The following is a 20,041-nucleotide window of genomic DNA, read 5'->3' on the forward strand; positions in this document are numbered from 1 at the left end:
TGCAGTTGCTAAAATAGCAACTGCTCAGCCCGTTTTCGCGCACGCACACGATGGAAGTGCCTAAATAGCAATTCAATCCGGCATCCGGTCCGGCGCGCCGGTCTCGCGGGGCTGAGGGATCCTCCTCTTCAATGGGACAAACAAAAAGAAGCCAATTCCTCATAAATGGAAGTGGCTTCCGAGGCACATTCAATATTCCATGGACCAACGCTATCCAGCCAATCGACTAGGAGGAAGCTGATCCGCCAGACTTGCCGAAAGCAAACCTGACGGCCGGGCGGCTTTCGCTTGCCCATCCTCTGCTCAAGGAGGCGGCCAGCGGCCAAACCCGAAATGGGATGGAGCCGACATCCCCTCCGCACGATCCCGATTCGGTTGGTTTAACGGATTCATGCCGCTGACCGTTTTGCCTCTAAACGTTCTGCCTCTAAACGCCTCTATAGCAGATGATTTGCCTTTTGAAACAGCCTCTGCCCTCATTTCGATTCCGGTTCATTTGGGGGAGGACGGAGGGTCTGCGTTCCCGTTTGGGTCTCCTCCGTCAAGGCGCTTTGAAGGTCGTCCCGCACGCTTTTGTCCCACAGGGGAACCCCCTGCCGATAAGCGGCGCGGCCGTTCAAATGCCCGGCGATCGGCGAAGTGACAAACACGAAGGCGATGCCGAGCAGCAGCTTCACGCTCACCTGATCCAGAAAAAACATAAAGTACAGAAAGACCCCGGCGAGCACGCACAGCACCCCGAGCGTCGCGCTCTTGGTCGCGGCATGCGACCGCAAGTAGACGTCGGGCAGACGGATGAGCCCGAACGCGCTGAGCGCGCAAAACAGGGCCCCGATCAAAATCAGCAGCGCAATCGACAGCTCACCGAGCTTGCTCATCGTCTCCATCTTCCAGGACCACCCCTCTTTCGATATACCGGGCAAAGGCCGTCGTGCCGATAAACGTCAAAATGCCGATCACCAGAATCGTATCGATATACGCCTGCGTCCGAAAGAGCAGGCACAGCACCGCGACGACGGCCAGCAGGTTGATGCCGATCGCATCGAGCGAAGCGATGCGGTCGGCCATCGACGGGCCTTTCAGCAAGCGGTACAGGCATCCGAGAACGGCCAGCGACAAAACGGCCAGGGAAGCCGTCAGCAGATGATCGATCATGGCCGGGTCACCTCCATGATGGCCTTTTCGAACGTCCCCCTGATTTGCCGCGACAGCTCGTCCGCATCCTGGATATCCATCGCATGGATGTACAGCGTTTGCCCGTCCGGGGACACGTCCAGCGTCAGCGTGCCGGGCGTCAGGCAGATCAGGCAGGACAGCACGGTCACTTCCCAGTCGGAGGAAAGCTCCGTCTTGTAGGCGAAGATGCCGGGGCGAATGTCCAGCTTCGGGGACAAGACCGCCCGAACGACGGCGAAGCTCGAGGCGACAAGCTCCCGCGCAAACAGCGCAAGCAACTTGACGACCGCCCACAGCTTGGTCAGATAAAAGCCTCCCGGCCAAAACCGCCGCAGCGCGAAGAGGATGGCGGCTCCCAGCACGTATCCGGCGATAAAACGGGACGCCGAGCCGTCGTCGTGCAGCAGCATCCATACGAACGCGAGGATCAAGTTCAGCAATAGTTGCATCGCCACGGCCGGTCACCTCCCCAGTACGGCGCGGATATAGATTTCCGGCTGCATCAGCACTTCGCCGGCTTGCGAGACGAACGAATAGACCCACTCCGAACCGAGGCCCATGGCGACCATGAGGACAAACAGACCGGCCGCCGCGGCCATTTGTCCGCGCAAACCGGCGATTTCCCGTTTCGGTCCCCGCTCGATTCCCCAGAACGCATGCCGGAACACCTTGATCAAGGAATACAGCACGGCGAAGCTGGAGGCGAGACCGATGGCGGCAAGTGCGTAAGCTCCTTCGGCAAAGCCGCTGCGGATGATCATCACCTTGCCGGCAAAGCCGCTGAGCGGCGGAACGCCGACGAGCGCCAGCGCCAGCACGAAGAACATCCAGCCGATCAGCGGGTACTGCCGGATCAAACCTCCCATCTCCTGCAGCCGGTCAGTGCCGGCCGCCGCCGCGATCAAGCCCCCGAGCAGAAACAGGAGCGCTTTGGCGATCATATCGTGCATCAGGTAAAAGACGACGCCGTTTAACGCATCGCTTGTGGCGATCGAGATCCCGAAAGCGATGAAGCCGACCGCGATGACGACATTATAGTTGAGAATGCGGCTCATATCTGAATAGGCGACGGCGCCGATGCTGCCCAGGATCATCGTCGCGGCCGCCATCCAACCGATCAGCGAATGCGAGATGAGCGGATCGTGGACAAACACGAGCGTGAAGATGCGGATGATCGCGTACAACCCCACCTTGGTGAGCAGCGCGCCGAACACCGCGCGCACGGCGTACGGCGGCGCCGCGTACGAGCCCGGCAGCCAGTAAAACAGAAACAGCCCGGCCTTCAGCGAAAAGACGATCAGAAACAGCACCGCGATGACGTTCAGCATGCCTCCCTGTCCGGCTTCGGCCACCCGCTCCGCCAGATGCGCCATGTTCAGAGTGCCGACGGCGGCGTACAAATAGGCGACGGCGGCGACGAACAACGTCGACGAGACGATATTGATCAGCAAATATTTCAGCGATTCCCGCAGTTGGCGCTTCGTTCCGCCCAGCGCGATCAAGGCGTACGAAGCGATCAGCAGCACCTCGAAGCATACGAACAGGTTGAAGATATCCCCGGTCAGAAACGAGCCGTACACGCCGGAGAGCAGAAACTGAAAAGACGGATAAAAATAGTTTCGTTCCCGGCTCTCGCCGATGCTGCGAAACGCGTACACGAGGCAGGCCAGGCCCGCAACCGCCGTCGTCAGCACGAGCAGCGCGGCGAGCATGTCCGCGACGAACACGATGCCGTAAGGCGGAGCCCAGCCGCCCATATGCAGCGTTTGGATACCCCGTTCCCGGACCTGGTGCACGATCAGGCAGCAGACGGCGAGATTGGCCAGCGCGCCGGCGGCGCTGACGAGGCGCTGCGCCGCGATTTTTTCTTTCAGAAAGATGAGCGCGACAGCCGTGCAGAGGGGAATGAGCAGCGGCAAGACAAGCAGATTATTCATCCTCATCCCCCCTGAGCTCTTCCACATCGTCGGTGCCGAGCGTCTGATAAGCCCTGTAGGCCAGCACGAAAAAGAACGCCGTCACCCCGAAGCTGATGACGATCGAGGTCAAAATCAGCGCCTGCGGCAGCGGATCGACAACCGCCTTCGCCTTTTCCCCTAGCAGCGGCGCCGCGCCCGTCTTGAGCCCGGCCATCGTCATCAGCAGCAGATGCACGCTGTGAGTCAAAAGCGAAGTGCCCAATATGATTCTCAGCAAGCTTTTGGACAAAATCAAATAAACGCCGACGGCGAACAAAATACCGATGCACAGCGACATCAACCCTTCCATGCTCAGCTATCCCTCCCTATCGTAAGCAGAATCGTCATCGCTACGCCGACAACGGACAGATAGACGCCGAGGTCGAACAGCACCGCCGTAGCGAGTTCCGTATCTCCCAGAATCGGCAGGTGAAAATGGCCGAACGCATGGCTTAGAAACGGCGCTCCGAACGCGAAGGAGCCGATGCCGGTCAGAAAGGCGACGGCCAGCCCGGCCGCCGTCAGCTTGCGGAAATCGACCGGGACGATGCCGCGGAACGCGCTTGTGCCGAAAGCGATCGCCAGCAGCAGAAGCGCGGACGCGGTCATCAGCGCGCCGATAAATCCGCCGCCGGGATGGTTGTGGCCGGCAAAAAACAAATAGAGCGCAAACGTGATCATGATGAACACGACGGCGCGGGAAATCGTCTTCAGCAGTACATCGTTGCTTCTGGCAAGCGTTCCGCCAACCCTTTCCCCGTTCGTCCGCTTCGCTTCCGCCGGCTTCCGCGGGAGCGGGGGGTCGAGCCTCAGCTTGACGAGCGCGTAAATGCCGAGCGAGGCGATGCCCAGCACGGTGATTTCCAGCATCGTATCGAAGCCCCTGAAGTCGACCAGAATGACGTTGACGATATTTTTGCCCCCCGCAAGCCGGTAGCTCTCCTCCACGTAATAATGCGAGATCGACTCGAACGCGCCGCCGCTGCTCGCTCCGAGCGCGATAAGCGTGACGATCGCCCCCGCGCCGGCCGCGACGAGAAAATTGAACAGCTTGAAGCGCGGCCGGGCCGTTTCCTTTTTCCACTTCGGAAGATGATAGAAGCAAAGCAGAAACAGCGCGACCGAAACCGTTTCGACAATGATTTGCGTGAGCGCAAGGTCCGGAGCCCGGAACAAGATAAAAAACAGGGTGACCATATAGCCGACCGCGCCGGTCAAAATAATCGCCGTCAGCCGCGAATTCGCAAACGGAACCGCGACCGCCGCCGCCGTCATGAACAGAGCGGCCGCCGCCTCGTAGAACGAGACGGGAGCATAGCGGGACGTATCGAAGCGAATGCCGTTGGACAGCAGCAACGCCGCTCCGAGCGCCACGCCAAAGAAAACGAAAATATAAATCAAATAATGACGGACGGAACCCGTCATATAGCGGGCGGTCAGCCGATAGGCGAATGTCTCCGCCGCGCCGAGCCCCCCGTCGTACAGGCGGTTCAGCCACAAGCCGCCCGTCTTCGGGCGCTGCAGCACGTTCAGGCGGCCGTACAGCTTGTACAGCGCCGCTCCCGCAAGGACAACGCCGATCGTCATGAAGACTTCCGGCGTCCATCCGTGCCAGAGACGGATCGACACGTGAAAGCGTTCGCCTTGCGCTAGCAGATCCGGAAGAATCGCCGCCATCGCCGGCTCCAGCAGCGAGTAGGTTAGCAGGTTCGGAAACAGGCCGAACACGACGGCGCAGGAAGCCAGCACGACCGGAGGAATCAGCATCCCGAGCGGCGCTTCGTGCGGCTTTCGCCCCAGCTTGTCGGACTGCAGCTTGCCCGCAAACGTCCGCAGCAGCACGATCATGCTGTAAACGAACGTAAACACGCTGGCGGCCCAGGCAACCGCGGGGAACACGACGCCCCACGAGCGAAGGCTCCACAGGTCAAGCCGCTGAACGTTCAGCATCGCCGTAAAAAACATTTCCTTGCTCAAAAATCCGCTAAACGGCGGCAGCCCCGCCATCGAGAACGTTCCGATCAGCGCGACCGTGAACGTGATCGGCATCAGGCGCATAAGACCGCCCAACCGGCGCAAATCCCGGGTGCCCGTCTCGTGGTCGACAATCCCGACGGCCATAAACAGAGCGCCTTTGAATACGGCGTGGTTGATCAGATGGAAAACGGCCGCGGCCGTCGCCTTCGCATACAGCAGCGAATCGCCGGCGCCGGCAAAAAAAGCGGATGCGGAGCCGAGTCCGAGCAAGCTCATGACAAGGCCCAGTTGGCTGATCGTCGAATAGGCCAGCATCGCTTTCAAGTCCGTCTGCCGAATGGCGGTTGCCGATCCGTAGACAAGCGTCGCCAGACCGAAGCCCGACACGATCCAGAACCATTCCGCCTGACCGGCAAAAACGGGACTTAAGCGCGCGACCAGATAGATGCCCGCCTTCACCATCGTGGCCGAGTGCAGATAGGCGCTGACCGGCGTCGGCGCTTCCATCGCGTCCGGCAGCCAGATGTGGAACGGGAACTGCGCCGACTTGGTGAACGCGCCCAGCAAAATCAGCAGCATCGCCGGAACGAACAGCGTTTGGCCGGCAATGTCGTGCGCTTGCGCGATCGTTTCGCGGATGCTGAACGTGCCGGTCATGGCGTAAAGCAGCAGGAAGCCCGCGAACATCGCCAGCCCCCCGAACACGGTAATGAGCAGCGACTTCTGGGCGCCGTACCGCGATTTGTCCCTTGTATGCCAAAACGCGATAAGCAGAAACGACGAGACGCTGGTCAATTCCCAGAAGCCGTACAGCACCATCAGGTTGTCGGACAGGACGACGCCGAGCATCGCGCCCATGAACAGCAACAAATAGACGTAAAAATGACGAAGCGACTCTTTGCTTTTATCCAGATAGAAAATCGAGTACAGGACGACGAGCGTTCCGATGCCGGTGATGAGCAGCGCAAACAGCAGGCCCAGTCCGTCCATGCAGGCCGTAAAATCGATGCCGAGCGACGGCATCCATTCGACCGAAGAGCGGAGCGCCTTCCCTTGCGTGATCTCGGGGATGCGCAACAGAAACCAAACGAACAGAACGGCCGGCACGGGCAGGACGAGCCAGCCGGTATGCGCGCGGCGCAGCAGCCCGGACAGAAGAGGCGTCAAAACCGCCCAAAGAAAGGGAACGATGATCGCAACATGCAGCAAGGACAAACCGTATCCTCCTTATCCGTCATTCTTCATCCCATTAGTTTAGCCAATTGTCCAACGATAAGCTTCATTCACCGCCTCACCTGCGCAGGCTCAAAAAATATAAAAGGAACCCGCTGTTGACAGGCTCCTCCTAAAAATCACCATATGATATTGTCTATTAGTATATCTTCTTCACGCAAGGTTGTAAAGCAGCAGTCCGGGAAGCGCCTTGCGTATGCGCGAGGCCGCGAATGGGGATCACTTGAACAACAAAAGCCGGGAGTGATCCTCAAATGCTCAAACGCAAAGCGCTTGTCTGCGTCTGCCTTTTTCTCTTGCTGCTGCTGATCGGCTGGCAGCTGAACGGGCGGATGCAGGAGCGGCCTTCGCCTTCGACCGAAGGCTTGTACACGATCCGCTCGGTGCCGCCGAGCCCGGCGCCCGATGGCGGCGAGCCGTTCGGCCCGCGGGAATATGTCCGCATCGTCGGATGGTCCGCAGACGGCCCGTAAACGTCTGCGCCGAAACGGGCGCATCAAGGCGAGCGCGGCCTGCGAACCGCGCCGTGCGGAGGTCTGCGCCCGAAGCCGTCTTCGGCCGCATGCCGAGCACCGTTCCGCCGATTACAGCTTGATGGAGATCAGCTTCAGCTCCGTCAGCTCTTCGATCGCGTACCGGACGCCCTCCCGGCCGATCCCGCTTTCCTTTACGCCGCCGTACGGCATATGGTCGACCCGGAACGTCGGGAAATCGTTGATCATGACCCCGCCCGCTTCGATCCGGTCGGCGGCCTTCATCGCGGCGGAAAGATTTTGCGTATAAATTCCCGCCTGCAGACCGTAGCGCGAGTCGTTCACATTGGCGATCGCTTCTTCCAGCGTTGCGAACGGCGCGACGCAGACGATCGGCCCGAACACTTCCTGGCAAGAGACGGCCTCGTCCTTCGGCACGCCCGTCAGAACGGTCGGCGCATACACGGTGTCCGAAACCGCGTGGCCGCCCAGCGCGACGGACGCTCCGCGCGCTTTGGCCGAGGCGACCCAGCGCTCCATCCGCTGCACTTCCTTCGGGTGAATAAGAGCAGATAAATCCGTGCGCTCGTCCGCCGGATCACCGACGACCAATTTCCCGGCGGCCCGCGTGAACTTGTTCAGAAAGTCCTCGTATTTCGATTCATGCACGTAAATGCGCTGAATGGAGATGCAGACCTGCCCGCTGAACCCGAAAGCCCCCTGCACGCACCGGGCGATCAGTTCGTCGGTCAGCGGCGCCGTATCGTCGATAATCAGCGCGGAATTCGAGCCGAGCTCGAGGGTTACGCGCTTTAAGCCCGCCTTGCTCCTGAGCGCGATGCCCACCTCCGGGCTGCCCGTAAACGAAACGGCCTTCACGCGCGGATCGCGCACCAGCATCTCGCCGACGACCGAGCCTTTGCCCGGCACGACGTTCAGCGCTCCCGCAGGCAGGCCCGCCTCCCGAAACAGCTCCGCGACCGCGAGCGCGGACAGCGGCGTTTGTCCCGCCGGCTTGAGTACGACCGTATTGCCGGCCGCGATGGCCGGGCCGACCTTGTGAGCCACCAGATTAAACGGAAAGTTGAACGGCGTAATCGCGGCTACGACGCCGAGCGGCTTGCGGACGGTAAAGGCGACGCGCCCTTCGCCGCCGGGCGCCGCGTCGAGCGGAACGGTCTCGCCGTGAATGCGCCGCGCTTCCTGCGCCGCGAATTTGTACGTCTGGATCGTGCGGTCGATTTCGCCGCGGGCGGTTTTCAGCGGCTTGGCGGCCTCCCGGACGAGAAGCCCGGCCAGTTCCTCCTTGCGGGCGGCCATCAGCCCGGCGACCCTCTCGAGGATCGCGCCGCGCTCATGGGCCGGCATCGCGGCCATCTCCCCAAACGCCCGCTGCGCCGCGGCAATCGCCGCTTCCGTCTCCTCCTCGCCGGCCTGCGCCACTTCCGCGACGGGCTCAAGGGAATACGGCGATTTGACCACCGCATACTCCCGGGACGGAACCCATTCTCCGCCGATCCACAACTGTTTTTTGAGCATCTCTTTCCGCCTTCTTTCCCATGATTCATGTTAGGCCGATCGTGTTAGGCCTACCGCGCACAACGCCAATCGTCATCCGGCGCGGCGGCTCGGGCCGGAACCGACGCGGGCGATCCTGCCCCTTCCCGCCCCTTGATCTAACGCGGCGCCTCTCTCTCCAACGCTTCGGCTGCTTTCAAGATGGACGAAAGCACTCCGGGGAAGCGCTCCTCCAAATCTTCCGACCTGAGCGACAGGAGATGCTGCGTGCCCTGTACGCGGACATTCAATACGCCCGCTTCCCGCAGCGTGCGCACATGATGGGACATCGTCGATTTGGCGACCGGCTGCTCGAACGTCCCGCAAGGGCGTTCTCCGCTCTTGGCGATGTCGAGCACGAGGCGAATGCGGATCGGATCGCTTAGCGCCGCCAGCACGGCCGTCAGATGGATGTCTTCCTTTTTCGGATGGTACAAAATCTTCAACGTTCTACCTCCTCCCGCTCCGGTCTCCTGATTGAATTGTATCATACATCGTGTTATATTTTTAATGTTCGATGATCTTAGAACTTTCGAAGGTTTTATTTTCCATCTTTATTCATCTTCAAAGGAGAACGCTATGTCAAACGAAACGTTAGCCCCTTGCAAGCCGGCCTGCGGCGATCCATCCGTCCTGCGGGAAGGATGGGTGATTCCGCTTCTTGGCGCCATTCTCGTGCTCGTCATCATGAATACGATGATGTTCAATCTGGCCCTGCCGGTCGTCACCCGGCAATTCGAACTATCGCCCGCGGCCGCATCATGGATCGTGACCGGATATTCCATCGTCTTTGCGATCTCGTCCATTACCTACAGCCGATTGTCCGATAGGGTGCCGATCCGGCTTCTGCTCGCCATCGGCCTGATGTGTCTGGGCGGCGCATCGGTGCTGGGCTTTTTCAGCCATATCTTTATTTTGCTGCTTTGCGCCCGTATTGTCCAGGCTGCGGGAGCCGGCTCCGTCCTGAGCCTGGCTATCGTACTCATCTCCCGGTACGTCCCGCTGTCCCGGCGCGGCAAAGCGATGGCGCTCATTTCGTCCGCGGCGTCGCTCGGCCTCGGGCTGGGCCCCGTCATCGGCGGAGCGATCACGCAATATTGGGGCTGGCACGACCTGTTTCTGGTCACTTGCTGTTGCCTGCTGCTGCTTCCGGCCGTGTTTCGTCTGCTGCCCGACGAGCCTTTCGGCAAAGGCGCGTTCGATTGGCCGGGTGCGGTTCTGATCGGCGCCGGATCGACGGGCCTGCTGCTTTTCCTGACGAACCGCAGCTATTGGGCGCTGGCCGCCGGCATTGTCGGGCTGTTCCTGTTCGGACTGCGGATTCGCCGCGCGAAGGATCCGTTCATCCAGCCGGCGCTGTTTCGCAACCGGCGCTATCTTCTGCTCAGCACGCTGGGCGTCGTCGCGTACGTCAACAACTTCGCCCTGCTGTTTCTCCTGCCCCAGCTGCTCGCGCATCTGTACGGTTTGACGCCGGGGCAGTCCGGCCTGGTCGTGTTTCCGGGCGCGTTCGTCTCGATGCTCCTGTCGAATCAAATCGGCAAAATCATCGACCGTTTCGGCAATCGCCACCTGCTGCGGCTGGCTCCATGGCCCCTGGCCGCATCGGGCGTGCTGTTCGCCCTGTACGCCGAGCGCTCGTATTACGCCGTCATGTTCATTTACATGCTCATGATCGTCGGCTTTTCCGCCCTGAACGCCAGCGTATCGAACGAATTGTCGCAGGTGCTGCCCGAGGAAAACGTAGGCGCCGGCATGGGGCTGTTTCAGCTCACGCAGTTTTTCAGCGGCGCGTTCATCGCTGCCGTCAGCGGCAGCATTCTGGCCGCGCGCGAGCGGCTTCCGCTTTCGAGCACGTATGAGCTTCTCTTCTGGGCCCTTGCGGGGATCGGCCTTCTGTCCGTGATCTGCTCCTGGCTGTACCGGAAGTCCGGCCGCGTTCGGGCGTAACACCAAGTCCGGGGAACGGCGCTCGCACGCACGTATGGCCGCATGGCCACAGGAGATGGTCGCCGGAGACGGTTGCCGGAGATTGCCGCCGAAATTTTTTCCTCGAAAACCTTTTTGCCGCAACCTATTTCAGGGCTGGTTCGTTAGAGAGATGCATGGAAAAATGCTAGTGTAAAGGAGTGCGATGATGATGAAAAAAAGTGTTGTCTGGCTGCTGTCGGCGCTGCTCTTGCTGACCTTGACTCCGTCCGCCTTCGCCTTTTCGGATACGCAAGCGTCCAAGCATGCCGGCAAGATCCATGCATTGAAGGAGAAAGGGATTATCAGCGGAATCGGCAAGGACAAGTTCGAGCCGAACGGCAAACTGTCGTATGCAGCGGGGATTTCCATGATCGTCAAGGGGCTGAACATCAGCCTCGCCAAGTTCTCGTTTGTCAAAGAGCCGCTCGCAAGCGACTATTTCACGTACGTGAAGAACGACGCCTGGTATTCGAAAGCCTTTGTCGCCGCCAACGCCAACGGATTGGACATTCCCCGGGACGTCAAGCCCGGCCAATGGATGACGCGCGAGCAGTTCGCCCACCATCTGTTCCTCGGCATCGAGGCGAACGGGGCGCATGCGTACACGGAACAATTCATTCTGATCGGCGACGAGGACAAAGTCGAAACCCGGTACATGAACAGCATTCAAAAACTGCTGATTACGAAGATCGCCTCGCTCGACAAAAAAGGAAACTTTAATCCGAAGGCGTATATTACGCGGGGCGAAGCGGCCGAATGGCTGTACAACGCGATGGAATTCGTCCGGAAGACGCCGCCGGTCGATCCGGCGCCGGAAGAAAACATCAGCCCGCTGACCGGTTTCAAGCTGGAGACGAAAGCCGTTAACGAGCGCGTGACCGAAGTTACGGTCAAGGCGACGGCGCCGCATCCCGGATACGGCCTTCGGATCGCGTCCATCCGGTTCGCCGGCGATCAGGCGGTCATCTACGCCGAGCCGGTTTGGCCGGATCCCGACCAAATGTATCCGCAAGTCGTGACCGAAGTAAGCGCGGTTACGTATGTGGACGCCAAGTTCAAGCCCGTTCTGCCCGACGATCCGGTATCGTCCCCGTCCGGAAGCACGGAGGCGATCGGACCGAACGGACCGTAATGCCGCTATTCTGTCATAAAACGGCTAATCAGCAGGCAATGTAGACACAGGTTCCGTTATTCCATCGAAACGACGCCGTCCAGGCGTGATTTGAAGGAAATAACGGCTCCACGGTCCGCATGGAAACCGATTGGGAGCGAAAAAGGCGAATTAGCGGATCCTGTGTCCGCTCCCGCTGGCTGCGTCCATGGGAAGACTCCACATTTGCTGGCTTGTGCCGCGGCAAACGGCAGCATCCGCTGAGTTGTGTCCACGGCAAATGTCAGCATCCATTAAGTTATGCCCTAGGCAAGTGCCAGTACCCGTTGTCTTGAGCCACGACAAAGCCGGCATCCGCCAAAAAAGCGTCCCCGCCTTCCCTAAGGCGAGGACGCTTTTGCGTTCGAAGCTTCAGTCGGCAGTCCCGCCCAATCGCAGGCCGCAGGCCGGACAGATTTCGGCCGAAATGCCGGCGTGAGCGCCACACCCGGGGCACACCTCCTGCTGCTCGCCGTCCTCTTGCGGAAGCGCCCCCCGTTCGGGAAGCGGCCGTTCCGGCGAGGCCGGCCTTGCTGCCAATAACCGCTCGATATTTCGCAGCGTTTGCGCCAATTCGGAGTTGTCGACGGCTGTCTGGATGACCAGATACAGGATAAAGAAAAAGATCAACGCCCCAATCAACCAAATGGTAAGTCCAATCACGAACCCCAACGGCGCCGCCCCCTTTTCCGCACTTGCGGAAAGCATTAAAAATCCGACGTATCCCGATTCCGTTTACGCCTCTTGGCCGCCGCCCATACGGCTGCCGCTGCGACAACGATCCCCGCAGCCGGCATCCATATCGCATAGGGGCTGGACGTCGCCGCTTCCTTCTCCGTCTCCGGCATGGCGGCGGCTTCCTCACTCCGCATGGCATGAACCTGCGTCTTGACCGGTTCGAGCTGCCCGACCTTCTGCGGGCCGAAATCGTTCTCGACCATGACTTGTCCCTGCGAGTCTACGCTCATGTGCGGCTGGTCGCCGCTGCGCGCCAGAACGCGGATCGGCTGCTGCGCGACCCACTCCCGCGTCGTATCGCCTTCCTCTTCGGTATAAGTTTCCCCCTTGGCAAACAGCGTGTTCGATTGAAAGGCCGCAAAACCGTAGTCGAAAAGCGCCGTCATATCCTTATAAGCCTGATTGCTGCTGGGCGCCTTCAGCACGACTCCGATCAGGCTTTTGTCCCCCCGGGTCGCCGAGGAGGCCAGCGTGTTGCCGGCTGCCCTCGTATAGCCGTTCTTGATCCCCGTGGCGCCTTCATAGCTGGTGAGCAACCGGTTATGATTGATAAGAGTGGATTTCCATTCCAATCCGTCCCAGGGCATCCGAACCGTCGAGACGATGGTGCGGAACGTTTCGTTCCGCATCGCGTAGCGGGCGATCTGGGCCATGTCGTAAGCGGTCGTGTAATGATTCTCGTCGGGAAGGCCGGACGGGTTGACGAAGTTGGAATCGTGAACCCCGACGACGTCGCGGACGAATTCGTTCATCCGCTCGGCGAACAGCGCCTTGGAGCCGTCGATATGCTCGGCGATCGCCGTCGCCGCGTCGTTTCCGGAATTGAGCATCATGGCGTACAGCATCTGCTCCATCGTTTTTTGCTCGCCTTCGGACAAGTAAACGCGGGTTCCGTCTTCGTTTCTCGCTTCCTTGGAAACGGTCACCGTTTCGTCCAACTCGGAGGTTTCAATCGCGACGATCGCGGTGACGATTTTGGTAATGCTGGCAGGATACATGCGTGCAAACGCATTCTTCGCGAAAAGCACGAGCCCGGATTCCTGGTCGATCAGAATCGCGGATTCCGAGGCGATGTTCGCCGGCTCCGGCACCGGTTCCCGGCCGTTCTGCCCGGCCGTCTCCTCCGCCTGCCGTTCCGCCGCCGCGCTTGCCGCAGAAGCGAGAAGCCTTTCCTGATCGATCGGGAATGTCAACAGCAATACCAACGCAGCAAAGATGATTGACCATAACCGCATAAACCGTGTTCTCTTCCCCTTTGCTTGTCCGAATGCCCGAACCGTATATCCTCTATCGTAACCGATTGCGCAGCCGACGGCAAAGAAAATTTGCAACCGTTCCCATCTTCGCGCAATTCCCGCGTTAGCCGATCGATAAGCGGTCCCATGTCACAACGCGGTCGCAAACCGCCTCGGCGAGCGCCCGGTCGTGGGTGATCACGAGCATGCCGATGGCGCGTTCTTTGGCTATGGCGAGGACGGCATGCCAGATTCGGGCTTGCGTAATCGCATCCAGCATCGCCGTCATTTCGTCGGCGATCAGGAACCGGGTACGCGGGCCGAGCGCGCGCGCGATGCAGATTCGCTGCAGCTCGCCTGCGGACAGTTCATGCGGCCAGCGGTCCAGCCACGCCTCGTCGATGCCGAGCCGCCGCAATTCGGCCGCCTCCGGCATCCGGCTTTCCGCCAGCGTCCTGCGCAGGCGCCAGCGCGGATTAACCGCCTTCTCCGGATGCTGGAACACCATCTGCACCGGATGATAGCCCTTCGGCGGAATCGGCTTTCCGTCCAGCAGGACGGTTCCTTCCGCGGCTGCGGCGTAACCGGCGAGAATGCGGCCCAGCGTCGTCTTCCCGCAGCCGCTCGGCCCGATCAGCCCGACCGCTTCGCCGGAAGCGACGCTCAGGCTGACGCCGAGGAAAACGTACGGGCCGCCCGGATAACGATAGGCCAGATTTCGGCATTCAAGAAGCATGGAAACACCTCGTCCATCCGCCGCGCACTTCCCGTATGGCGGGACGTTCGGCTGAGCAAGCTTCGGTGGCGAAAGGGCAGCGCGGCGCAAACAGACAGCCGGACGGCAGCTCGTCCTGCGAAGGCTGCGTTCCCGGCAGCGGCTTGAAGCCGTTGCGCGGAAGCGCCTGCCACAGCGCTCTGCTGTACGGATGGCGCAAATTCGAGCCGTCGCCCGCAAAGTCCGCGGCTTTCGCAAGTTCGACCGTCGTCCCGGCATAGAAAACGGCGACCTTGTCCGCAACGCGCAGCGCCGCCTCGATATCGTGCGTAATGAGCAGCACGCCGCTGCCTTTGTCCGCCATCTCGCGAAGCATGCTCAACGTTTCGTTTACATCCTCCGCTTGCATGCCCGGCGTCGGTTCGTCCGCGACGATCAGCCTCGCCGCCGACACAGCCGCCGTCGACACCAGCACCCGGCGGGCCATCCCTCCGGACAATTGGAACGGAAACAACCGTCCGACCGCTTCGGCCAGCCGCAGCCGCTTAAACACCGAACGGACCGTCGCCGTCGGATCGGTTCCGCGGGCGGTCGTGCGCACCTGCGCCCCCACCCGCTGCAGCGGGTCCAGAAAGCTCACCGATTGCGGCACAAGGACGATTTCGTTCCCGCGCAAAGCCGCGATCCGCCGTTCGTTCAGCGGCTCACCGTCATATTGAATCGTTCCCGTCACCTGCGCATGGCCGGGAAGTATGCCCAGCACGGCGTGCGCCAGCAAGCTTTTGCCGGAGCCGCTCGAGCCGATGACGGCGACGATCTCTCCCGCTTCGACCGACAGGTCCAGGCCGACAATCGCCTGCTCCATCCGGCGCTGAAATCCGCCCGCATACCGGGCGAACGCGACCGACAGGTTGTTTACTTCCAGCAGCGGCATACCGCACACCTCCCTTTACAAATCCGCCCTTTGTCCTCTCCCGATCCTCTCCCGGCGCTTGAACGTTAAAGGACGGGATTCGACGCTCCGCTATTCCCTCGCATGCCTCGGATCGGTCAGGCACCGCACATGCTCGCCCAGGCGGTCGAACGAACGGACGACAACGAGCAGCGCAAGCCCCGGAAACACGGCCAGCCACCACAACCCCGCGGACAAATAGCGCATCGCCTCGGACAAAATGATGCCGATCGAGGGCTCATGCGGCGACAGGCCAAGCCCGATAAACGAAATCGCGGCCTCGTGCAGAATCGCATGCGGAAACAGCATCAGCAGGCCGACGAGCAGCTGCGGCGCGATATGGGGCATAAAGTGCCGGGTCGCAACCCACCAGCGCGATTTGCCCAATCGCCTCGAGACGTGCGCGTAATCGGCCGCGCGAAGCTGGAGCGCTTCCGCCCGAATGATTCTGGCGAGGCTCGGCCAATGCGTCAGCGCAACGCCGGCGATGACGCCCTTCATGCCGCCGCCGCACACGAACGCGATCAAAATCAGCGAGACCAGATGGGGAACGCTGAGAAACAGATCGATCAGCCAGGACAGCAGCCGGTCCGCCGTTTTGCCGAGCGCGGCGGACGCCAGGCCGACCGCGGCGGCAATCGCGGCGCTAAAGCATGCCGCCGCCAATCCGACCCGCACGCTGAGGGCAAGACCTTTGACCGTGCGGGTAAACATATCCCTGCCCAGCCAATCGGTCCCGAAAGGGTGCATCGCCGACGGCGGCAGGTTCCGCATGTCAAGATGCGTATTCAGGCCGCCTTGGCCGAGAAGCGCGGCGCCGATCGAGACGGCGGCCAGCAGGACGGCGATCAGAACGGCCGTTACGGCCGAACGCTGCCTGCGGTTCATACGGTTTCCGGGCATAAAACGCCGGGTCAGCCGGTAATGACGCTCCATCTACAGCACCTTGCCTTCCCGGATGCGCGGATCGATCATGCGGCCGATCAGATCCGCCATCGTATTGCCCGCAAATACGAACACGGCGCTGCAGAGCACAAGGCCGAGCAGCAGCGGCACATCCCCGCGCAGCCCCGCCTCCACCGTCGCCTGTCCGAGACCGGGATACGAAAACACCTGCTCCGCCAAGACGGCTCCGCCGAACAGTTCGCTGAACGAAGCGAACTGCAGCGTAACGGCCGGTATCGCGATGTTGCGCAGACCGTGCCGCAGCAGAAGCCCCGCTCCCTTCTCTCCCCGCGCTTTCGCGAACAGCACGTAATCGCTGGAGAGCACATCGATCAGCTTCTGCCGCGTATGCAGCGCGACCGGGGCGATGCCGGCGACGCTCAGCGTGAGCGCGGGCAGCGCCATGTGCCGGATCCGGTCGGCGAGCGTCACCTGGTCCGCCAATACCCCGGCGGGGACGCTGAGCCCGACCGGAAACCAGCCCAGCCAGACCGCGAAGGTCATCAGCAGCAATAGCCCGAGCCAGAACGGCGGCGTGGAAGCGAGCGTATAGCAGATCCACTGCACCGCCCGGTCGATCAGGCGGCCGCGGCGCGCCGCGGCGATCACGCCCGCGGCGAACCCGACGAGGCCGGACAGGAGCCATGCGGCCGCCATCAGCAGGGCGGAAGCGGCGAAGCGTTCCGCAATGACCTGCGAGACCGGCTGGCGGTAGATCATCGAAGTGCCCATATCGCCCTGCAGCAAAGCGGCGGCCCATTTGAAAAACCGTTCCGCCGGCGGCCGGTCGAGTCCCCAATACGCCGCAATGGCTTCGCGCTGCTCCGGCCCTACCCGCAGCATGTCGGCGCCGATATAGGCCTGGACAGGGTCGATCGGCGACCATTCGATCAGCATAAACGAAATGACGCTCACCGCGGCGAGCAGCAGGACAAGCCGAATCGCCTTCCAGCCTGCAAAAGCGCACAAGTTACGCAGCATGTCCGGTCCCTTCTTCCGTCAATCCTTCCATTTCCACTCCGCAATGTTGTCGGTCACCGGCCATCCGTGCCCGTGCGGCTGAATGCGCTGCTTGCCGATGTCGAGCCCCTCCTTGACCAGATACAAATGATCGAGGTTGACAAGCCATGCCCACGGCGCATCCCCGAGCGCGCTGGCGCCGGTTTGGCCGTCCCACTGGGCTTTTTTCCAATACGCGAGCGCCTCCGCCTCCGTTTTCGCCGACAAGGCCTTGTCCATCCACGCGTCCACGGCAGGATTGGCGTAATAGCCGCTGTTATTGTAATCGACCCCGCGATATGCCGAGCTGTACAGCATGTACATTTCGAGCGGATCGTGGCTGCCGAAGCCGAACAGAACGGCGTCGGCGTGCATTCGCTTCTTGATTTCGTCCCAGCTTTTTCCTTCGACGTCGATCCGGATGCCCGCTGCCTTGGCCATGTCCGCGGCCGCGAGCGCAAGCGATTGCCGGGTCACGTCCCCCGACGGATACAGCAGCGTGAATTCCGCCTTGAGCGCGCCTTTTTCCGCCACGCCGTCTCCGTCGCGGTCCGCCCAGCCGGCGTCGCGCAATATTTTTTTCGCCTTTTCGACATCCGCGTCGCGGATGACCGTCTGCTCGTTCCACCACGGAAGCCCGTCGACGGGCGAATAGGCGGGGGACCCGTACCCCTCCAGCACGCCTTCGACCAGTGCCTTGCGGTCGATCACATAGTTCATCGCCTTGCGGATGGCGATGTCCGACGTGACGTCGTTGCCGATCGGGTATCCTTCTTCGGTTGTGCCTCCGGAAGGCACGTAAGGAAACGCGATGCCGCGGTTGTCGACGGTGTGAATGTCTTCGAGCCGCATGCCCGCCACCTTCCGTTTGCTGAAGGCGGACGGAATATAGGCGACGTCGACTTGGCCGGATTGGGCGGCGGCGAACGCAGCGTCCTCGCTCAGAAACAGAAACGTGATTTTTTTGAAAAAGGGCTTGTCCCCGTAATAATCCGGATTGGCCTCCACGATCGCCTGCTGCCCTTTGTCCCACTGCACGAGCTTGAAAGGTCCGGAGCCGACCGGATGGCCGGCGTAATCGCTGCCGTAAGCGTGCTTCGGCACGATGCCCATGGTCGCGAGCAGGGCGACGAACGTCGATTGCGGTTTTTTCAACGTAAAAATCACCGTATCGCCGCCCCGCGCCTCCACGCTTTGCAAATTGGTCAGGTCGACGACGGTGCCGCTTTTCGCGGCCGTCTCGAACGTGAATTTCACGTCCTCGGCCGTCACCTTATGCCCGTCCGTAAACTTCGCGTCCGTGCGCAGCTTCACCGTCCAGACTCGGCCGTCGCCGCTGACTTCGTAGCCCGTCGCCAAATCGTTGACGATGTTCAAATCGTCATCCCGCTTGAGCAGCGTGCTCTGAAACAAGGGCGAGCCGTACCGTCCCCATCCCGCGATCGGGTCGAACCCGGTTTCGGGTTCCGAACCGACGGCCACGGTCAATTCGTCGGCAGCTTTCGCTTCCCCCTGCGTGCCGGCCTTCGAGCCGCAGCCCGCAGCCATAACGGATACAACGGCAATCATAACCAACCAGACCAACGACAACCTTCGCTTGCTTCCCATTTTGCTCCTCCGATTTCCGCTTTTGTTCTTCGCTGCTAGGCAACGCCCCGCTAAATCGACCCCTGCGGACCGAAATCGGTGTTACGATTTTATTAAATAGTAGCACATGACAGAAAAGCTGTCATCCCGTTTTTTGGAACCCAACCAAAAAAACCGGAGACAAAGCTCCGGTTTTTCGTCGGGACTGCTGGTTATCGAGGCTCATTCTCCATGATGACGGTCATGGCCGTCCTCCGGCCCGGCATGGCGATGTCCGCCATGTTCGTCGGCGTACGTGACCGACAGCTCGGCATAGAAAACGCCTTTCTGCACTTGAATCTGCTGGTGAAGCGCGCGAAGCTCCGAAAGCCTGCCGCGGACGACAATGACCTCCAGGCATTGCGCGTGATTCAAATGAACGTGCATCGTCGAAATAATGCTGTGATGAAAACGGTGCTGCAGCTCCGTAAGCAACTGCGGCAGCTCGCTGACATGGTGGTCGTACACCATGACGATCGTGCCCGCGACATGCTCGTCGGAATGGAGCCTTGAAGGCTCCAGCATCGCCTTTCTCGCCAAATCCCGAATCGCCTCGGACCGGTTGGTGTAGCCCTGCTCCTCGATATAGCGGTCAAACTGCTCGATAAGCGGCGCCGGAAACGATACGCCGAACCGGATCAATTCTTCCTTTTCCGCCATGTTTGCCCCCTGCCGCTCCCCTGAAATGTCATGTATATTCCATACCGCCGATATTGTATCATAGGCCGCCTTCGGCGGTAAGCCAAACCCGTGCCAAGCGCGCCGTTCCGGTCAGCGCGATCCGCTATTGCCGAAGCGCATAAATCGCCCCATGCAAGAGCGGCTGCCTCCGCGCCGCGTTCATTTATGCCGCAAATGCTGCAGCGTGGCGCGAAACATCGCCTCGATATGCGCGTCGTCCAGCGAATAAAAAACCGTTTTGCCGACTTTTCTTCGTTTGACCATCCGGATATTGCGCAGATAGCGCAACTGATGCGACACGGCCGACTGGTTCATTTCCAGCAGGACGGACAAATCGTGTACGCACAGCTCCTTTTGCATCAACGCGTCGATCAGCCGAAGCCGCGTCGGGTCGCTTAACGCTTTGAACCATTCCGCCAGCTCGATCACGGAAGACTCGTCCAGCATTTGCCGTTTTACGGGCTGCAAATCCGTTTCCGTTCCCCCGCACGGAAGGTCGCAATCTTCGAAACTCGTCTGTTCCAATCGCTTTCACCTCTCGCTTCTGACACGCCGAATAACGGCATTATATCAAATTTTGGCTTCGATCGAAAAACGTGACGACTCCCTTTACAAAATCGGAAATCCGTTTATAATCAATCTCGTCAACAAAAAT

General features: G+C 60.7%; 20 protein-coding genes. 3 read left to right on the plus strand and 17 right to left on the minus strand.

Going from position 1 to position 20,041, the window contains the following annotated elements; all coding sequences use genetic code 11:
• Window positions 1-476: 476 nt before the first annotated feature.
• From mnhG to F560_RS0101950, 6 genes are read right to left on the minus strand one after another with little or no spacing between them, the layout of a single operon-like run.
• Complete coding sequence (gene mnhG, locus F560_RS0101925) at window positions 477-878, minus strand: monovalent cation/H(+) antiporter subunit G (protein ID WP_019004015.1); 402 nt, start codon at window positions 876-878, stop codon at window positions 477-479.
• A complete protein-coding gene (locus F560_RS0101930; protein WP_019004016.1) occupies window positions 862-1,155 on the minus strand; it encodes a Na(+)/H(+) antiporter subunit F1 in 294 nt (97 codons plus the stop codon). Before F560_RS0101930 ends, mnhG begins: the two co-directional genes overlap by 17 nt.
• Complete coding sequence (locus F560_RS0101935) at window positions 1,152-1,631, minus strand: Na+/H+ antiporter subunit E (protein ID WP_019004017.1); 480 nt, start codon at window positions 1,629-1,631, stop codon at window positions 1,152-1,154. Before F560_RS0101935 ends, F560_RS0101930 begins: the two co-directional genes overlap by 4 nt.
• A gap of 6 nt (window positions 1,632-1,637) precedes the next feature.
• A complete protein-coding gene (locus tag F560_RS0101940; RefSeq protein WP_019004018.1) occupies window positions 1,638-3,113 on the minus strand; it encodes a Na+/H+ antiporter subunit D in 1,476 nt (491 codons plus the stop codon).
• On the minus strand, window positions 3,106-3,444 hold the full coding sequence (locus tag F560_RS0101945; protein ID WP_019004019.1) for a Na(+)/H(+) antiporter subunit C: 339 nt from the start codon (window positions 3,442-3,444) through the stop codon (window positions 3,106-3,108). The genes F560_RS0101940 and F560_RS0101945 overlap by 8 nt, the downstream gene beginning before the upstream one ends.
• A 2-nt stretch (window positions 3,445-3,446) precedes the next feature.
• Entirely contained in the window at window positions 3,447-6,326 is a 2,880-nt protein-coding gene (locus F560_RS0101950; RefSeq protein ID WP_019004020.1) for a Na+/H+ antiporter subunit A, read from the minus strand.
• Window positions 6,327-6,598: 272 nt separating this feature from the next.
• On the opposite strand from F560_RS0101950, the gene F560_RS0101955 reads away from it, so the two are divergent.
• Entirely contained in the window at window positions 6,599-6,817 is a 219-nt protein-coding gene (locus F560_RS0101955) for a hypothetical protein (RefSeq protein ID WP_019004021.1), read from the plus strand.
• A gap of 111 nt (window positions 6,818-6,928) precedes the next feature.
• Here F560_RS0101955 and F560_RS0101960 read toward each other — a convergent pair whose 3' ends face one another.
• Both F560_RS0101960 and F560_RS0101965 read right to left on the minus strand, forming a co-directional pair.
• The gene (locus tag F560_RS0101960) at window positions 6,929-8,356 is read right to left on the minus strand and encodes an aldehyde dehydrogenase family protein (RefSeq protein WP_019004022.1); all 1,428 of its coding nucleotides are present in this window, start codon (window positions 8,354-8,356) and stop codon (window positions 6,929-6,931) included.
• A 137-nt stretch (window positions 8,357-8,493) separates the two neighbouring features.
• Window positions 8,494-8,820, minus strand: a complete 327-nt coding sequence (locus F560_RS0101965; RefSeq protein WP_019004023.1) for an ArsR/SmtB family transcription factor — start codon at window positions 8,818-8,820, stop codon at window positions 8,494-8,496.
• A 133-nt stretch (window positions 8,821-8,953) separates the two neighbouring features.
• On the opposite strand from F560_RS0101965, the gene F560_RS0101970 reads away from it, so the two are divergent.
• Both F560_RS0101970 and F560_RS0101975 read left to right on the plus strand, forming a co-directional pair.
• On the plus strand, window positions 8,954-10,324 hold the full coding sequence (locus tag F560_RS0101970) for an MFS transporter (RefSeq protein ID WP_019004024.1): 1,371 nt from the start codon (window positions 8,954-8,956) through the stop codon (window positions 10,322-10,324).
• Between the two features lie 190 nt (window positions 10,325-10,514).
• On the plus strand, window positions 10,515-11,477 hold the full coding sequence (locus F560_RS0101975; RefSeq protein WP_245554795.1) for an S-layer homology domain-containing protein: 963 nt from the start codon (window positions 10,515-10,517) through the stop codon (window positions 11,475-11,477).
• A 390-nt stretch (window positions 11,478-11,867) separates the two neighbouring features.
• Here the strand turns inward: F560_RS0101975 and F560_RS0101980 are convergent, their stop codons facing one another.
• The 9 genes from F560_RS0101980 to F560_RS0102020 all read right to left on the minus strand — a co-directional run bounded on the left by F560_RS0101980 (window position 11,868) and on the right by F560_RS0102020 (window position 19,911).
• On the minus strand, window positions 11,868-12,167 hold the full coding sequence (locus tag F560_RS0101980; protein WP_156828858.1) for a zinc ribbon domain-containing protein: 300 nt from the start codon (window positions 12,165-12,167) through the stop codon (window positions 11,868-11,870).
• Between the two features lie 35 nt (window positions 12,168-12,202).
• Window positions 12,203-13,468: a D-alanyl-D-alanine carboxypeptidase family protein gene (locus F560_RS0101985; RefSeq protein WP_019004027.1), complete on the minus strand. Its 1,266-nt coding sequence runs from the start codon at window positions 13,466-13,468 to the stop codon at window positions 12,203-12,205.
• A 124-nt stretch (window positions 13,469-13,592) separates the two neighbouring features.
• A complete protein-coding gene (locus F560_RS0101990; protein ID WP_019004028.1) occupies window positions 13,593-14,204 on the minus strand; it encodes an ABC transporter ATP-binding protein in 612 nt (203 codons plus the stop codon).
• Window positions 14,194-15,117 (minus strand): ABC transporter ATP-binding protein, encoded by a 924-nt coding sequence (locus F560_RS0101995; RefSeq protein ID WP_019004029.1) that lies wholly within the window; start codon window positions 15,115-15,117, stop codon window positions 14,194-14,196. Before F560_RS0101995 ends, F560_RS0101990 begins: the two co-directional genes overlap by 11 nt.
• A 90-nt stretch (window positions 15,118-15,207) precedes the next feature.
• The gene (locus F560_RS0102000; RefSeq protein WP_019004030.1) at window positions 15,208-16,071 is read right to left on the minus strand and encodes an ABC transporter permease; all 864 of its coding nucleotides are present in this window, start codon (window positions 16,069-16,071) and stop codon (window positions 15,208-15,210) included.
• Window positions 16,072-17,061 carry an ABC transporter permease gene (locus tag F560_RS0102005; RefSeq protein WP_019004031.1) on the minus strand — a complete coding sequence of 330 codons (990 nt, stop codon included), beginning with the start codon at window positions 17,059-17,061 and terminating at the stop codon, window positions 16,072-16,074.
• 18 nt (window positions 17,062-17,079) lie between these two features.
• The gene (locus F560_RS0102010) at window positions 17,080-18,687 is read right to left on the minus strand and encodes an ABC transporter substrate-binding protein (RefSeq protein WP_019004032.1); all 1,608 of its coding nucleotides are present in this window, start codon (window positions 18,685-18,687) and stop codon (window positions 17,080-17,082) included.
• A 201-nt stretch (window positions 18,688-18,888) separates the two neighbouring features.
• The gene (gene nikR / locus F560_RS0102015) at window positions 18,889-19,365 is read right to left on the minus strand and encodes a nickel-responsive transcriptional regulator NikR (RefSeq protein WP_019004033.1); all 477 of its coding nucleotides are present in this window, start codon (window positions 19,363-19,365) and stop codon (window positions 18,889-18,891) included.
• A gap of 180 nt (window positions 19,366-19,545) precedes the next feature.
• Window positions 19,546-19,911, minus strand: coding sequence for an ArsR/SmtB family transcription factor (locus F560_RS0102020; protein ID WP_019004034.1), 366 nt, complete (start codon window positions 19,909-19,911; stop codon window positions 19,546-19,548).
• Between the last annotated feature and the right edge of the window lie 130 nt (window positions 19,912-20,041).

The sequence above is a fragment of the Cohnella laeviribosi DSM 21336 genome (assembly GCF_000378425.1).
Lineage (GTDB): Bacteria > Bacillota > Bacilli > Paenibacillales > Paenibacillaceae > Cohnella > Cohnella laeviribosi.

Coding starts and splice junctions, on each gene's coding strand:
- F560_RS0101930 (WP_019004016.1), bottom strand. CDS start 1,155: ATGATCGATCATCTGCTGACGGCTTCCCTGGCCGTTTTGTCGCTGGCC.
- nikR (WP_019004033.1), bottom strand. CDS start 19,365: ATGGCGGAAAAGGAAGAATTGATCCGGTTCGGCGTATCGTTTCCGGCG.
- F560_RS0101985 (WP_019004027.1), bottom strand. CDS start 13,468: ATGCGGTTATGGTCAATCATCTTTGCTGCGTTGGTATTGCTGTTGACA.
- mnhG (WP_019004015.1), bottom strand. CDS start 878: ATGAGCAAGCTCGGTGAGCTGTCGATTGCGCTGCTGATTTTGATCGGG.
- F560_RS0101955 (WP_019004021.1), top strand. CDS start 6,599: ATGCTCAAACGCAAAGCGCTTGTCTGCGTCTGCCTTTTTCTCTTGCTG.
- F560_RS0102000 (WP_019004030.1), bottom strand. CDS start 16,071: ATGGAGCGTCATTACCGGCTGACCCGGCGTTTTATGCCCGGAAACCGT.
- F560_RS0101995 (WP_019004029.1), bottom strand. CDS start 15,117: ATGCCGCTGCTGGAAGTAAACAACCTGTCGGTCGCGTTCGCCCGGTAT.
- F560_RS0101990 (WP_019004028.1), bottom strand. CDS start 14,204: ATGCTTCTTGAATGCCGAAATCTGGCCTATCGTTATCCGGGCGGCCCG.
- F560_RS0101960 (WP_019004022.1), bottom strand. CDS start 8,356: ATGCTCAAAAAACAGTTGTGGATCGGCGGAGAATGGGTTCCGTCCCGG.
- F560_RS0101970 (WP_019004024.1), top strand. CDS start 8,954: ATGTCAAACGAAACGTTAGCCCCTTGCAAGCCGGCCTGCGGCGATCCA.
- F560_RS0102010 (WP_019004032.1), bottom strand. CDS start 18,687: ATGGGAAGCAAGCGAAGGTTGTCGTTGGTCTGGTTGGTTATGATTGCC.
- F560_RS0101945 (WP_019004019.1), bottom strand. CDS start 3,444: ATGGAAGGGTTGATGTCGCTGTGCATCGGTATTTTGTTCGCCGTCGGC.
- F560_RS0102005 (WP_019004031.1), bottom strand. CDS start 17,061: ATGCTGCGTAACTTGTGCGCTTTTGCAGGCTGGAAGGCGATTCGGCTT.
- F560_RS0101940 (WP_019004018.1), bottom strand. CDS start 3,113: ATGAATAATCTGCTTGTCTTGCCGCTGCTCATTCCCCTCTGCACGGCT.
- F560_RS0101975 (WP_245554795.1), top strand. CDS start 10,515: ATGAAAAAAAGTGTTGTCTGGCTGCTGTCGGCGCTGCTCTTGCTGACC.